The sequence below is a fragment of the Duganella sp. GW821-FHT07G03 genome (genome assembly GCF_059418605.1).
Window position 1 is genome coordinate 63,769 of sequence record NZ_JBWKQE010000032.1, and the last position, 14,100, is coordinate 77,868.

General features: G+C 63.4%; 10 protein-coding genes and 1 rRNA gene. 5 read left to right on the forward strand and 6 right to left on the reverse strand.

Annotated features, from left to right (window positions below; all coding sequences use genetic code 11):
- Positions 1 to 111: 111 nt before the first annotated feature.
- Genes AC07OK_RS28370 through AC07OK_RS28380 form a run of 3 tightly spaced genes read right to left on the reverse strand, consistent with a single transcriptional unit; the run spans position 112 to position 2,809 of the window.
- Positions 112 to 1,680, reverse strand: coding sequence for an ammonium transporter (locus AC07OK_RS28370; protein ID WP_494693404.1), 1,569 nt, complete (start codon positions 1,678 to 1,680; stop codon positions 112 to 114).
- Positions 1,681 to 1,691: 11 nt separating this feature from the next.
- A complete protein-coding gene (locus tag AC07OK_RS28375; protein WP_008444920.1) occupies positions 1,692 to 2,030 on the reverse strand; it encodes a P-II family nitrogen regulator in 339 nt (112 codons plus the stop codon).
- 11 nt (positions 2,031 to 2,041) lie between these two features.
- A complete protein-coding gene (locus AC07OK_RS28380) occupies positions 2,042 to 2,809 on the reverse strand; it encodes a TorF family putative porin (RefSeq protein WP_494693405.1) in 768 nt (255 codons plus the stop codon).
- Positions 2,810 to 3,087: 278 nt separating this feature from the next.
- Between AC07OK_RS28380 and AC07OK_RS28385 the strand changes: the two genes are divergently transcribed.
- From AC07OK_RS28385 to AC07OK_RS28405, 5 genes are all read left to right on the forward strand, one after another.
- A complete protein-coding gene (locus AC07OK_RS28385) occupies positions 3,088 to 3,327 on the forward strand; it encodes an accessory factor UbiK family protein (RefSeq protein ID WP_020704807.1) in 240 nt (79 codons plus the stop codon).
- 98 nt (positions 3,328 to 3,425) lie between these two features.
- Complete coding sequence (locus AC07OK_RS28390; protein ID WP_494693406.1) at positions 3,426 to 4,937, forward strand: YifB family Mg chelatase-like AAA ATPase; 1,512 nt, start codon at positions 3,426 to 3,428, stop codon at positions 4,935 to 4,937.
- Between the two features lie 110 nt (positions 4,938 to 5,047).
- Entirely contained in the window at positions 5,048 to 6,754 is a 1,707-nt protein-coding gene (locus AC07OK_RS28395; RefSeq protein WP_494693407.1) for a M1 family metallopeptidase, read from the forward strand.
- Complete coding sequence (locus AC07OK_RS28400; protein WP_494693408.1) at positions 6,754 to 7,260, forward strand: hypothetical protein; 507 nt, start codon at positions 6,754 to 6,756, stop codon at positions 7,258 to 7,260. Before AC07OK_RS28395 ends, AC07OK_RS28400 begins: the two co-directional genes overlap by 1 nt.
- Before the next feature lie 175 nt (positions 7,261 to 7,435).
- A complete protein-coding gene (locus AC07OK_RS28405; protein ID WP_494693409.1) occupies positions 7,436 to 7,777 on the forward strand; it encodes a DUF1840 domain-containing protein in 342 nt (113 codons plus the stop codon).
- 10 nt (positions 7,778 to 7,787) lie between these two features.
- On the opposite strand, the gene AC07OK_RS28410 is transcribed toward AC07OK_RS28405, so the two are convergent.
- From AC07OK_RS28410 to rrf, 3 genes are all read right to left on the reverse strand, one after another.
- The gene (locus tag AC07OK_RS28410; protein WP_494693410.1) at positions 7,788 to 11,699 is read right to left on the reverse strand and encodes a sensor histidine kinase; all 3,912 of its coding nucleotides are present in this window, start codon (positions 11,697 to 11,699) and stop codon (positions 7,788 to 7,790) included.
- Positions 11,700 to 11,781: 82 nt separating this feature from the next.
- A complete protein-coding gene (locus AC07OK_RS28415) occupies positions 11,782 to 13,635 on the reverse strand; it encodes a serine hydrolase domain-containing protein (RefSeq protein WP_494693411.1) in 1,854 nt (617 codons plus the stop codon).
- Between the two features lie 198 nt (positions 13,636 to 13,833).
- Positions 13,834 to 13,946: ribosomal RNA gene (gene rrf, locus AC07OK_RS28420) — 5S ribosomal RNA — on the reverse strand.
- Positions 13,947 to 14,100: the final 154 nt, after the last annotated feature.

The window sequence follows — 14,100 nt, forward strand, 5'->3', positions numbered from 1 at the left end:
GGCGAAAACCCTATTTTAAAGGCGGGAAATAAAAAAAGCGCCTCTTTTGGAGGCGCTTTTCGGTGAGCCCGCCGAGGCGGGCCGATACAACATTACCAATTAAGCATAGGATTAAGCGTGATACGCGGACTCGCCATGGCTGGTGATGTCCAGGCCTTCGCGTTCCTCTTCTTCCGGCACGCGCAGACCGATGACGATGTCGACCAGTTTGTAGGCGATCAGCGAAACGATGCCCGACCAGATGATCGTGGTACCGATGGCGGTGCCCTGGATCGTCACTTGGCTGACGATCGAGTAGGGATCTGCCGACATCTTGTTGGTGACGTAGTCGAAGATGCCCTGGCCGCCCAGCGATGGCGAAGCGAACACGCCGGTCAGCAGCGCGCCCAGGATACCGCCGACGCCGTGCACGCCGAACACGTCCAGCGAGTCGTCAGCACCCAGCAGGCGCTTCAGGCCGTTCACGCCCCACAGGCAGATGACACCGGCCAGCAGGCCCATGATCAGCGCGCCCATCGGACCGACGTAGCCGCAGGCCGGGGTGATGGCCACCAGGCCGGCAACGGCGCCCGAAGCGGCACCCAGCATCGAAGGTTTGCCTTTGATGATCCACTCGCCCAGCAGCCAGGACATGGTGGCGGCGGCGGTAGCCAGCAGCGTGTTGACGAAGGCCAGTGCGGCGACGTCGCCCGCTTCCAGCGCCGAACCGGCATTGAAACCGAACCAGCCCACCCACAGCAGCGAAGCGCCGATCATGGTCATGGTCAGCGAGTGCGGCGCCATGGATTCGCGGCCGTAGCCGACGCGTTTGCCCATCATGTAAGCGCCCACCAGGCCGGCGACTGCGGCGTTGATGTGCACCACGGTGCCGCCGGCGAAGTCCAGCGCGCCTTTTTGCCACAGGAAGCCGGCTTTGGCGGTTTCGGTGGCCAGCGTCGCGGCATCCTTGATCGCGTCAGGACCGGTCCAGAACCAGACCATGTGGGCGATCGGCAGGTAAGCGAAAGTGAACCACAGCACGATGAAGGCCAGCACCGCGGTGAACTTGGCGCGTTCGGCGAAGGAACCGACGATCAGGCCGCAGGTGATGGCGGCGAAGGTCGCCTGGAACACCACGTACACGAACTCCGGAATGACCACGCCTTTGCTGAAGGTGGCGGCGGTGGCGAAGGTGGCCTTGGCCGGATCCCAGATACCGTTCAGGAACAGGCGGTCGAACTTGCCGACGAAGGCGTTGCCTTCGGTGAAGGCCAGCGAGTAGCCGTACACGCACCACAGCACGATGATCAGCGCGAAGATGGTGAACACTTGCAGCAGGATGGACAGCATGTTCTTGGAACGGACCAGGCCGCCGTAGAACAGCGCCAGGCCGGGAATCGACATCATGATGACCAGGATGGTCGAGACCATCATCCAGGCGGTGTCGCCTTTGTTCGGCACGGGAGCTGCGGCCGGGGCGGCCGGGGCAGCTTCCGCCGGCGCGGCGGCGGCTGGCGCGGCAGCCGGTGCAGCGGCTGGCGCGGCGGCGACAGGGGCCGCTTCAGGCGCCGATGCGGCCGGAGCGGCAGCGGAGGCGACCGGGGCCGAAGCGGCCGGTTTGGCATCCTCGGCGTGCACCGGCGCGGACAGCGCGAACAGGATGGATACCCCAGCCAGCAATGTTGTTATAGTTTTTTTCATCAAGCTTCCCCTTAAAGAGCTTCGTTGCCGGTTTCGCCGGTACGAATGCGTATGACTTGTTCCAGGTTGTACACGAAGATTTTGCCGTCGCCGATTTTGCCGGTGCGGGCAGCGCCTTCGATCGCTTCTATCGCTTGTTCGACGATGGAATCGTCCACCGCCGCTTCGATCTTGGTCTTGGGCAGGAAGTCCACCACGTATTCCGCACCGCGGTACAGCTCGGTGTGGCCTTTCTGGCGACCGAAGCCTTTGACCTCGGTCACGGTGATGCCTTGCACGTTGATCGCCGACAGGGCCTCGCGGACCTCGTCGAGCTTAAACGGCTTGATAATGGCGGTAATCATTTTCATGCTGGCCTCGCTTAGAAGGTTTTGGAAATGGTCAGGACAGCCCCGGTTTTGGCCAGGTTCTTCCCGTCCGGTCCGACGTAGGCTTTCGTGTCGGCATAGACCGCCGCCAATGCCACCGTCACTACGCCGAAATCTTTGGTCACGCCCAGCTTGTAGTCGGTGTAGCTGGAGGCGCCGTTGTGCTTGACGTTCTGGTGGCCGGCGTGCACGTTCAGCACGTAGCCGTCGACCAGGTCGAAATTGCCGGATGCGTCGACGTAGCCGCTGTTCTTGCTGTCGGCAAAGCCGAACAGGTTGGTCGTCGATTGCGAGTATTTCAGCGTGACCGGGCCGTAGCCGATCTGGCCGTACAATTCGAAGGTGTTGGCGTTAGGGTGCAGGCCGTTCGAAGGGTAGAAGTAGTACAGGCCGCCGACGTCATAGCTCACGTCCTTGACGATCTCGCCGCGTTTGCCTGCGTACAGATCCCATTCGACATCGCCGTCGCCGCCCGGGGTGTCCTTGATCCACTTGATGGTGGACAGCCAAGTGCCGGCGTACAGGCCGGTTGGGTTGTTGGTGTAGTCTGCGCCACCCTGCAGTGCAGGTTTCAGACGGGTTTGCGATACGCCGCGGTAACGGTAGTCGCTGACAACGGCAGCGTTGAAGCTGACTTCATTGTCCGGTTTCGCTTCGGCCGCGGGTGCCGCGTCTTCGGCGCGCGCCATGCCGGCGCTCATGGAGGCGAATGCTAAAGTCAACGCTGCGATCAGGGTGAAGTTCTTGCTCAAGTTTTTCATCGTTGTTTTCCTTGTGTAGTTGAACTTAATTAGCAGTTGCGGTTTAAAATTCTGGTTGTAGCGAAGCGGTGTATGCGTTCATAGCTTCTGTAGCAGAATGCGTGCCAGCTAATGTTGTCGAGCTGATAGCTGCTGTATCAACTAGGGCAACGGGACCGCATTGGAAAGAATGTGAGAATGGGATGGGTGCGGCGGTGATTTTGCCGAATTTCGCACCACATTAAGGCTGGAGTGCACTGCAATGGTGCAGTGCATTGCTGGCGAGATCAAGGAATATTATGGATATGAACACTTTTTTTAACGACCTGCAGGGAAAGATCAATCAGGCCATCGAAAACTCACCAGCAAAGGACATCGAGAAGAACGTGAAGTCGATGATGACCCAGGGTTTTGCCAAGCTGGACCTGGTGACGCGCGAAGAGTTTGACGTCCAGGCGCAAGTTCTGGCCAAGACCCGCGCCAAACTGGAAGCGCTGGAAGCGCGCCTGGCGGAACTGGAAGCCAAAGCAGGCCAATAAAGCGGGTCCGCGCCGCGCCCGTTTGGGCTAGCGCAAAGCACCACGGCGGGCCTGGGCTACGCTGGCGGCTGGTATCCCCACTGGTCGTCCGCTACCCCATGAGCCTAGCCGTACTCAAAAGCCGCGCCCTGGCGGGCATGGAGGCGCAGGAGGTCAGCGTCGAAGTGCATCTGGCCAACGGCTTGCCGGCCTTCACCATCGTCGGCCTCGCCGACACCGAGGTCAAGGAAGCCAAGGACCGCGTCCGCGCCGCCATCCAGAACGGCGGCTTCGAATTCCCGGCGCAACGCATCACCGTCAACCTCGCCCCCGCTGATTTGCCGAAAGAATCAGGCCGGTTCGATTTGCCGATTGCGTTGGGCATCCTGGCGGCCTCCAAACAGATCCCCTCCACCCGCCTGCATCAATACGAGTTTGCCGGCGAATTGTCCCTGTCCGGCGAGTTGCGGCCGATCCGCGGCGCGCTGGCGATGTCGCTGGCCACGCGCCGCGACGGCGGCACGCTGGCCTTCATCCTGCCGCTGGCCAATGCCGACGAGGCGGCGCTGGTCGGCGACGCCGCCATCTACCCGGCGCAATCGCTGCTGCAGGTGTGCAGCCATTTCGCGGCCAAGTCGGTCGAGTCCATGCTGTCGCGCCACGACTCGGCGCCGCTGGTGGCGCGGCTGGAGTATCCCGACTTTGCCGACGTCAAGGGTCAGGTGTTCGCCAAGCGGGCGCTGGAGGTGGCGGCGGCGGGCAATCACTCGGTGTTGCTGGTCGGTCCGCCAGGCGCAGGCAAGACCATGCTGGCGGTGCGCTTCCCCGGCCTGCTGCCGGAGATGACGGACGAGGAAGCATTGGAAGCGGCCGCCGTGCAATCGCTGACGGGCGCCTTCCGCATCGAGCAATGGAAGCGCCGTCCGTTCCGCTCGCCGCACCACACCTCATCCGGCGTGGCCCTGGTTGGCGGCGGCAGCGTGCCGAGGCCGGGCGAGATTTCGCTGGCGCACCGGGGCGTGCTGTTTCTGGATGAGTTGCCCGAGTTCGCGCGCAGCGTACTGGATGTGTTGCGCGAGCCGCTGGAGTCGGGCCGCATCACCATTTCACGCGCCGCCCGGCAGGCCGACTTCCCCGCGCTCTTCCAGCTGATTGCCGCGATGAACCCCTGCCCTTGTGGCTACGATGGCCACATCAGCGGCATCTGCCGCTGTTCGCCGGACATTATCCAGCGCTACCAGGGCCGTCTCTCGGGGCCGCTGCTGGACCGCATCGACATCCAGCAGGAAGTGGGCGCGGTCGATCCCGACATCCTGGCGGCGGACGCCGACGGCGAACCGTCGCGCGTGATCGCCGCCCGGGTGCAGGCGGCCACCAACCGCCAGCTGCAACGCCAGGGCAAGCGCAACCAATACCTGAGCACGCGCGAGATCGACCAATATTGCAAACTCGACCGCCCCGGCAAGGCCAGCCTGAAACACAGCATGGAATTCTTCCAATGGTCCGGGCGGGCTTACCACCGTATTCTGCGCGTGGCGCGCACCATCGCCGACCTGGCGGGCAGCGAGCGTATCCTCGAACCGCATGTCCGCGAAGCGGTCCAGTACCGGCGGGCGCTGCGCGACCGCTGAGCACCTGCGCGCTCCTTGCGCAAAGCCCGTCAACGCTGATCGGCGAGATTTACGTTTTCCCGCGTTATTCTTGCTACTATGTTGCACCAAGAATATTGAACGGGAATTCGATGACACGCCTGCCCCTCTACCTTGCCGCCAGCGCGCTGCTGGCCGGTTGCGCCACCACCCAGCTGCCGTTGACCGACTTCACCGCCAACTCCGGCAGCCCGCGCGCGCCGGAACAGCTGGCCGTCACCTTCGAACAGGCCGACCTGGCGCTGCGCGTCGATCCCGCCACCCGCAGCATCAGCGGCGACGCCGCGCTGACCTTCCTGGCCAGCGCGCCGCTGACCCGCATCGCGGTCGAGCTGGACCGCAACCTGCCCATCGACTACGCCAGCGTGGACGGGGTGCAGCTGGCGCCGGCGGCGATCAACAACCCGGACGGCCGCCTCTACCTGACCCTGCCGACGCCGCTGGCGGCCGGCGCCCGCACCACCGTGCGCATCCGCTACCACGGCGTGCCGCACGTGGCCTCGCACGCGCCGTGGGATGGCGCCTTCATGTGGAGCAAGACCGAGGACGGCCAGCCGTGGATCTCCACCACCGTCGAAGGCGAAGGCTGCGACCTGTTCTGGCCCTGCATCGACCATCCGCAGGGCAAGCCGAAATTGATCGACCTGCACATCAGCGTGCCGTCGCCGCTGGTGGTGGCCGGCAACGGCGTCGCGCTCGGCATGGACGAGAAGGACGGCTGGCGCACCTACCACTGGCGCGCGAAGAACCCCAGCACCTACGGCGTCGCCCTCAACATCGGCCCCTACGAGTTGCTGGCCGGCGAATACGACAGCCGCTACGGCAACAAGATCCCGCTGCGCATGTGGTACCTGAAGGGGCACGATAAGCAGGCCCAGGGCCTGTTCGCCGAATTCGCGCCGATGCTCGATTTCTTCGAGGCCCGCATCGGCCCCTATCCGTTTGGCGACGAGAAAATGGGCGTGGTCGAAACCCCGCACCTGGGCATGGAGCACCAGACCATCAACGCCTACGGCAATGGCTACGCCAAGTCGCCGATGGGCTACGACTGGCTGCTGCACCACGAACTGTCGCACGAATGGTTCGGCAACCAGATGACCAACGCCGACTGGGACGATATGTGGCTGCACGAAGGCTTCGGCAGCTATATGCAGCCGCTGTACCTGGAGCATCTGCGCGGCGAGAGGGAATTCCAGGCCGAACTGTTCACCCAGCGCAAGGCGCTGCTCAACAAGGTGCCCGTGGTGAGCGGCAAATCCAAACGCATCGAAGATGTCTACCAGGACGAACGCGGCGGCCCCGGCAACGATATCTACACCAAGGGCTCGCTGATCCTGCACACGCTGCGCAAGCTGATCGGCGACGACGCCTTCTTCCGCGCCACGCGCCGCATGGTGTACGGCACCGAGACGCCCAAGCCGGGCAACTTCACGCCGCGCTACAGCAGCACCACGGAATTCATCGCCATCGCCAACGCGGCCAGCGGCCGCGACCTGGGCTGGTTCTTCGACGCCTACCTGTACCACGCGGCGCTGCCGGAGCTGGTCGAGGAGCGCAGCGGCCAGCAGCTCAAGCTGAGCTGGAAGCTGAAGGATGGAGGCGCCTTCCCGATGCCGGTCGAGGTGCGCGTCAACGGCCGCATCGAAACACTGCCCATGACCGACGGCAAGGGCGAACTGACGCTGCCGCCGCAAGCGCTGTACACCATCGATCCCAACTCCCGCGTGCTGCGCCAGCAAGTCCATATCGACGACTGGAAGCGCCAGGAAGAACAACGTAAAAAGAAAGCCAAATCCTGATGAAAAAAATCTCCCTGGCGCTGCTGCTGGCCGCCGCCCTGTCGGCCTGCAGCCCGCAATACGATTGGCGCGACTACCGCAGCACTGACGCGCCCTACGCCGTGCTCTTCCCCGGCAAGCCGGCCAGCCAGACCCGCAGCATCGAGCTCGATACCCTGTCGGTGAATATGACAATGACGGCGGTCGAAGTGGACGGCGTCATCTTCGCCGTCGGCAGCGCCCAGCTGGCGGATGCGGCCCAGGGCCCAGCCGCGATCGAGGCCATGAAGACCGCGCTGGTCAACAATATCGGCGCCACCGTCACCAGCACCAAATCCGCCGCCGACGGCAAGCAAGCCACGCTCGACGTCGAGGCCAAGGGCAGCCAGAATGGCCAAGCGATGCGCCTGATCGGCCATTTCATCGCCCGCGACAAGCGGATTTACCAGGTGATCGTCATGGGCCGCGACCAGCATATCGTGCAGGACCAGGTCGAAACCTATCTCAGCTCCTTCAAACTGAACTGAAACATCGCCGCAGGCTTAGAAAATGCTTAATCTGATGTGCGCTAGCGCTCATACAGATGGGATCGCCTCTTGTATAGTGCTCACCAAGGCCTAATGTCTTGACTACGACGGACCGCTCAGGCAAGAAACGGTGCGTCGTGCTATCGTTCCAATTACAAGATTAAGAAAGCACGCTATGTTAATTTCCTTCAAATCGAAGTCCAGTCCAGAAGTTCTGATGTACCAGGAACATGCCCAGCGCATCCTGGACCTGTTGCACAAAAATCCTACGCGCGGCGTGATCACCGCGGAGGAAGCGGCGCACGCGTTGTCCTTGCTGGAAGGTGAAGTTGCTGCGAGCAAATTGCATCCTGAAACGGACGTCGAGCACGACGTCCACACCCACGAGCAGGAAGATGGCGAAACGATGGAGCATGCGGTGATGCAACGGGTCGGTTTTGCCGCCCGCGCCTTCCCGCTGCTGGAAATGTTGCGCTCGGCCAAGCAGGAAAACGAGAGCATCATCTGGGGCATCTGAGCCCCGCCCGCTAGTCGCCCAACAGCGTCGCCTTGAGCGGCAGATCCAGCGTAAAGCGCGTGCCCACATCGAGCGCGCTGTCGACCCGGATGGTGCCGTCCAACAGCGAGGTGACGATGTTGTAGGTGATGCTCAGGCCCAGGCCGTTGCCGCCCTGCCCCAGCTTGGTGGTGAAGAAGGGATCGAAGATGCGCGCCTGGTGCTCCAGCTGGATGCCCTTGCCGTCGTCCTGGAACACGATGCGCACCTGGTCCGGCCCCAGCCGCACCGCCCACAGCTTGATGACGCCGCCGCTGCGGCCCTCGAACGCATGCAGCAGCGCGTTGTTGATCAGGTTGATGATGACCTGGCCGTAAGGGCCGGGGAAGCTGTCCATCTGTATATCGTCCGGCATTTCCAGCTCCACCTGATGGCCGGCCTTGCGGATCTGGTTCTTCATCGTCGTCACGATTTCCTGGCTGGCCTGGTGCAGATTGAAGTGGCGCCGCTTGGCGCTGGCCTGGTCCACCGCCACCTGCTTGAAACTGTTCACCAATTCCGCCGCGTTGCGCAGGCTGCGCATCAGCAGCAGCGACGCTTCGCGCGCGGCCTCGATGAAGCTGGTCAGGTCGGAACGGCGCAAGGTGTTCTGCGTTTGGCGCAGGTCGATCTCCGCCGTCTTGTCCTCCAGCGTGCTGGCGATCACCAGGCTGTTGCCGATCGGCGTGTTCAGCTCGTGCGCGACGCCGGCCACCAGCGCCCCCAGCGCCGCCAGCTTCTCGCGCTCCACCAATTGCTGCTGCGTGTCCTGGAGCTGGCGGTAGGAATCGGCGTTGGCGAAGGCCACCGCCACGTAGGAGGCCAGCGTGGTCAGCATGTCGAGATCGATGCGCTGGTAGGCGTTGGCGCGGTAGCTGTGCACGGTGATCACGCCGCGCACCTGGCCTGCCACCGAAATCGGCACATAGATCAGCGAGCGCGGCTCGGTCGGCAATGAGCCATCCTCCAGCGTGCCCATGTCGTCGGCGCCGGAGACCAGTTCCAGATGCTCGATGTAGCGCTGGTACTCGTGCTCGAGGTCGTTGATGAACACTTCCCGCGCATGCGTGATGCACCACACCGCCAACTGGTTGGGCTCGCGCATGCTGCGGGTGTAGGGCGCGTAGCGCTTGCCCTTCTCCATCGCGAACGGATACTCGATCACCTCCTCCTTGGGCCGGTAGATGCCGATGCCGAACACGCTGGCGTCCATCAGCGCATGCACCTGCTGGTACAGCATGGCCATGATGGCTTCGCTGTCCAGGTTAGCGGTGATGCGGCGGCCGATATCGGACAGCAGCGAGATGTTACGGTGCGCCAGTTCCACGCTTTCCTTTTGGTGTTCCACCTCGCGCTTTTGCCGCTCGATCGCATCCTTCTGCTGCACCAGCTCGCGCGTGCGGTTGCCCACTTCCGCCTCCAGCACGTGCTTCTGGTTCACCAGCATGCGGATGCGGATGCGGAACAGCAGGTAGACCCCGCCCAGCGCCAGGCTCAGCACCAGCAGGCGGAACCACCAGGTCTTCCACAGCGGCGGCGCGATGATTACTTCCATCGCCACCGGCTCGCTGCTCCAGACCCCGTCCTTGTTGGCGGCCTTGACGCGGAACACGTAGCGGCCGGCGTCGAGATTGGTGTAGGTGGCGAAGCGTTTGCCGGCGTCGGCCGTCACCCACTGTGGATCGAAGCCTTCCAGCTGGTAGGCGTAGCGGTTGCGCTGCGGATCGGCGTAGTGCAGGCCGGCGAACTCGAACGAGAAGACGGCGTCGCGGTAGCCCAGCCTGAGCGTCTGCGCTTCGTAGATCGGCCCCTTCTCCAGCACGTCGCTGCGCGTCTGGCCGGTCAGGATGGACTGGTTGAAAATGGAGAAATCCGTGATCGACACTGGCGGCGCGTGCGGGTTGTCGTGGATGCGCGCCGGCTGGAACGCGGTCACACCCGACAGGCCGCCAAAGAACAGCGTGCCGTCGGCCGCCTTGTAGCCGGAACCGATGAAGTAGGAGCCGTCGATCAGGCCGTCGCGCGAGGTGTACTCCTTGAACGCACCGGTGTCGGGATTGAGCATCGCCACGCCGGAGGTGCTGCTGACCCACAAGCGGCCATGGTCATCGCTGAGGATGGCGCCGACCGGGTCCGGCGCGCGGCCGCTGTTGGTCGGGACGAAGCGGAAATGCAGTTCGCCGTCGGCCCCCTGCTCTGCGCGGCACAAGCCGGCCGCCGTGCCTATCCACAGGCGGCCCTTGTCATCCTCGTAGGTGTAGTGCACGCGCTTGTGGCTGAGACTGTCCGCCTTGCCGGGCTCGTGGCGGTAGTGGCGGAAGGTGCCGCTGGCGCGGTCGAAACGGTCGAGGCCGTTTTCCGTGCCCACCCACAGCACGCCGTGGCTGTCCTCCATCAGCGCATAGATGCGCCCGTCCAGGCTGTTCGGGTCGGCGGCGTCGTGGCGCCAGGTGCTGACCGCGCTGGTGTGCGGATCGATGCGGTGCAAGCCGGCGCGCGATGCCACCCAGATGACGCCGCCATGGTCGACCACGATGCGCTGTATCGCCGCCGCCGCGGGATCGGCGTCCAGCACCACCCGCGTGAACGGGCCGCCGGCCGCATCGCGCCAGGCCAGGCCGGTGACGCTGCCCACCCACAGGCGGCCGCGCCGGTCGGTCTGCAGCGCCTGGATCTGGTCGCCCGGCAGGCTGGTCGGATCGCGCTCGCTATGGCGCCAGACCTCGGTTTCGCCCTTGGCGGTGTCGAGCAGGGTCAGGCCGTTGCCGGTGCCCAGCCAGTACTTGTTGGGTCCGGCACCAGTGATCACGCGCACCTTGTTGTTGCTGATGCTGGGCATCACGCCGGGGTATTCGGTGTAGCGCTCGAAGCCGCCGCTGGTCAGGTCCACCCAGTCCAGGCCGGTGTACCAGTTGCCCACCCACAGGGTGCCGGTACGGTCCTGGTACAGCGCGCTGATCTGGTTGTCGCCGACGCCGTGGCGGTCCTGGCTGTTGTGCCGGTAGGTGTAGAAACGCCGCGTGACCGGATCGCGCCGCTTCAGGCCGTCGCTATAACTGCCGGCCCACAGCACGCCGTCGCTGTCGTGCAGCAGCGCGGTGACGCGCTGCTCATGCAAGTCATCGGCCGGCGCCAGCGGCATGCGCTCGGCGCCGTCGCTGGCCAGGCGCCATGCCTGCAAGCCCTGCATGGTGCCGGCCCACAGCACACCGTCGGCGCCGATCGACAGCGACAGAATAGTGCTGGACGGCGCGGCGCCATCGCGCGCAGACCAGTGCTTAAACTTGTGGCCGCCAGCCTTCAACATTTCCAGGCCGCTGGCCGTGCCCACCCACAGGTTGCCGAACGGATCGCGCGCCAGCGGGCCGATGCGGTCGTCGGCCAGGCTGTCGGCATCGGCGGCCGCGTGCCGCAACGTCTGCACCTTGCCGCTGGCGGGGTCCAGATGCTGCAAGCCTTCGTTGGTGGCCAGCCACAATCCCTGCGCGCCGTCGCCGACGATGCTCAGGACGGTCAGGTTGCCGCTCTTGCTGAGCGGATGGACGAAGGACTGGGTGGCGGGATCGTAGCGGTCCAGCCCGCCTTTGCTGCCGATCCAGATGGTGCCGTTGCCGTCCTCGTACAGCGCATGGATGTAGTTGTCGAGCAGGCTGTGGGTATTGGCCGGATCGTTCTTGAAGGCCGTGGTGCGGTAGCCGTCGTGGCGATTCAGGCCGGCCTGCGTGCCCAGCCACATGTAACCATGGCGGTCCTGCAATACCGCCGTGACGGATTCCTGGGTCAGGCCCTGTTCGATGCCGAGGTGTTCGAACCGCAGGCTGAGCGGCGCGGCGCGCGCAATAGGCGTCAGCGCCAGCAAGAGCAAGCCGCATAAAAAGATGGAACGTGTCGCGTAACCTGGCATAGGGCTGCGTCTCCTCGATGCAAGCCATTCTAATGCACAAAGGTAAAAAACCCCACCTATTCACCGGTGGGCTTGGCATGGGCTAAAGCTCAGTAAAGATATATTCATGCTGACCGTCGCGCACCGTCAACGTGCGCTTGCCGGAGCTGCGGCCGGCCACCAGCTCCAGGCCGGCAAAGGCGGCGGCGCTGGTCATGAAGGACAGGCTGCCATCCTCATTCTTATGCGTGCCCACTGGCGTCTGCCATTCGCCGAAATCGAACACCAGGCCCCGGCCATTGCGACGCACGGTCAGGTCGCCCAGTTCGACGCTGCGGTAGCGCTGGGCCAGGCCCTTGACGGCGCGCGCATCCGGCGGCAAGGTGGTGGCGCTGCGTTCCTGCTTGCGCTCAGCCGCGCCGCGGTCGGCGGCGCCGCGCACCGCTTCGAGCGCTTCCGGCTTGCCGTCGTATACGAGTTCCATCAATCGGCGCAACATGGGGCGCAACAACGCACGCCCCTGGTCGGAGTTGGTCAGCAACACGGCACCGATGCCCTCGCCGGGGATCAGGTAGATATCGCTCTTGTAGCCAAACATGCTGCCGCCGTGGTAGACCACCGGCACGCCCCATGCGGTCTCGACCGATAAACCCATGCCGTAGCTGCGGTTTTCGCCAGCCGCCACTTGCGGCTGGCGACGCGCCAGCAAGGCTTCGGCCGATACCAGCTGCTTACCGTCCGGCAGCTTGCCCTGATTGGCCTCCAGCTGGACGTAGCGTATCAAGTCATGCGCCGAGGTCCAGACGCCGCCGGCCGGCCGATGCGGCACCACGGAATAATTAAAACTCATCGGCAGCACTTCCACTTTGCTGTCGACATTGTAGGAGTGCGGGCTGGCGTGGTCGGCGCGCAGCGCACGGGCCATGTCGAAGGTTGTATCGTCCATGCCCAGCGGCGTGAAGATACGTTTTTGCATCGCTTCATCGTAGGCGGCGCCCAAAGGCTTGTCCGGATACGCGACGTGGCCGCCGATATAGCCGGCGGCCGAGGCCATCAGGTTGTTGTACTGGTAGACCTCTCCGAAACCGCTGGTCGGGCTGTTGGTGGCCAGCAGTTTGAGCGACGTCTCGGGCGTGGCGTTTTTGAATTCGAAGATCCATTCCAGATCCTGGCGCGGCAAGCCGGTGCAGGCGCACACCAGGTGTTTGACCTCCACCTTGGACGTGGTCTCCGCGCTGCCCAGCTTGAATGCCGGATAGACTTCGGTGACCTTTTGATCCCATTTCAGCTTGCCCTCATCGACCAGCGTCGACAGCATCAGCGTGCTCATGCCCTTGGTATTGGAGGCCGCCATGAACAAGGTGTGGGCATCGACCGGTGCCGGCTTGCCCAGTTCGCGCACGCCGAGGCCGCCTTCATAGACGATCTTGCCATGATCCAACAACGCATACGACAGGCCGGGAATACCCAGCACTTTCATGGAATCTTGCAGGAAGGTGCGCAACTGCGCCTGGCGCGCCGCATCCAGCGGATGCGCCGCGCGGCCGGCGAATGATTCCGGCAGGTAGTTCTTGGGGCGCAAACTTTGTTGCGCAAGCTCGAGCGCGGCATCGCGCTTGGCGACGGTTTGTTCGCTGCCGTCGAGCAGCAGCACCGCCCACTTGTCGCCTTCACGGAAAGCTTCGGCGTATATCACCGCTTTTTCACTGGGGGATGTCTCGTAACTGGTCGCCTTGCGTTCCTGCCAGCCGTTGCTTGCCTCTTCCGTCGTCACCAGTTTGATGGTGCGCTTGAAGGTCGGCTGATAGCGTATCCATGCCGCCGCGGTTGCCGCCGCGGCATCCGCGGCATCGACTTCGACCAGCACTATGCGGGTATCGCCTTCGGGAGCGTCCAGAACGATTAATCCGGGCTCCTGGCGAGCGATCCAGTCACGGGCACCGGTGATTTTTGACACTCCCGCCACCAGCGATGTATCAGCTTCAAGCTTCTGCCCGTAAGCGGATGTGGTGAATGCCAGCGCAACGGCAACAGCGATCAACTTACGAACAGGCATAACATGCTCCAATAGATAATTTAATAATTATCATATTAGCACTTAATTGGACGTAAAAAAGCCCACCAAGATCACTTGGTGGGCTTCTTCTTATAACTAGCCTGACGATAACCTACTTTCACACTGGTTGCAGCACTATCATCGGCGCAAAGTTGTTTCACGGTCCTGTTCGGGATGGGAAGGGGTGGGACCAACTTGCTATGGTCATCAGGCATTGACTTGTACTGGGCTGCGCGCCGATGCGCGTCGCCCTGAATCTGGAGAAGTAAGTAAATGGGGTAATGAAGTTGTTGTATCAACGAACGTTCCAACGTACTTCTTATTCAACCATAACCTGCTAAGGTTATAGGGACAAGCCGTACGGGC

Coding starts and splice junctions, on each gene's coding strand:
- AC07OK_RS28370 (WP_494693404.1), bottom strand. CDS start 1,680: ATGAAAAAAACTATAACAACATTGCTGGCTGGGGTATCCATCCTGTTC.
- AC07OK_RS28375 (WP_008444920.1), bottom strand. CDS start 2,030: ATGAAAATGATTACCGCCATTATCAAGCCGTTTAAGCTCGACGAGGTC.
- AC07OK_RS28380 (WP_494693405.1), bottom strand. CDS start 2,809: ATGAAAAACTTGAGCAAGAACTTCACCCTGATCGCAGCGTTGACTTTA.
- AC07OK_RS28385 (WP_020704807.1), top strand. CDS start 3,088: ATGGATATGAACACTTTTTTTAACGACCTGCAGGGAAAGATCAATCAG.
- AC07OK_RS28390 (WP_494693406.1), top strand. CDS start 3,426: ATGAGCCTAGCCGTACTCAAAAGCCGCGCCCTGGCGGGCATGGAGGCG.
- AC07OK_RS28395 (WP_494693407.1), top strand. CDS start 5,048: ATGACACGCCTGCCCCTCTACCTTGCCGCCAGCGCGCTGCTGGCCGGT.
- AC07OK_RS28400 (WP_494693408.1), top strand. CDS start 6,754: ATGAAAAAAATCTCCCTGGCGCTGCTGCTGGCCGCCGCCCTGTCGGCC.
- AC07OK_RS28405 (WP_494693409.1), top strand. CDS start 7,436: ATGTTAATTTCCTTCAAATCGAAGTCCAGTCCAGAAGTTCTGATGTAC.
- AC07OK_RS28410 (WP_494693410.1), bottom strand. CDS start 11,699: ATGCCAGGTTACGCGACACGTTCCATCTTTTTATGCGGCTTGCTCTTG.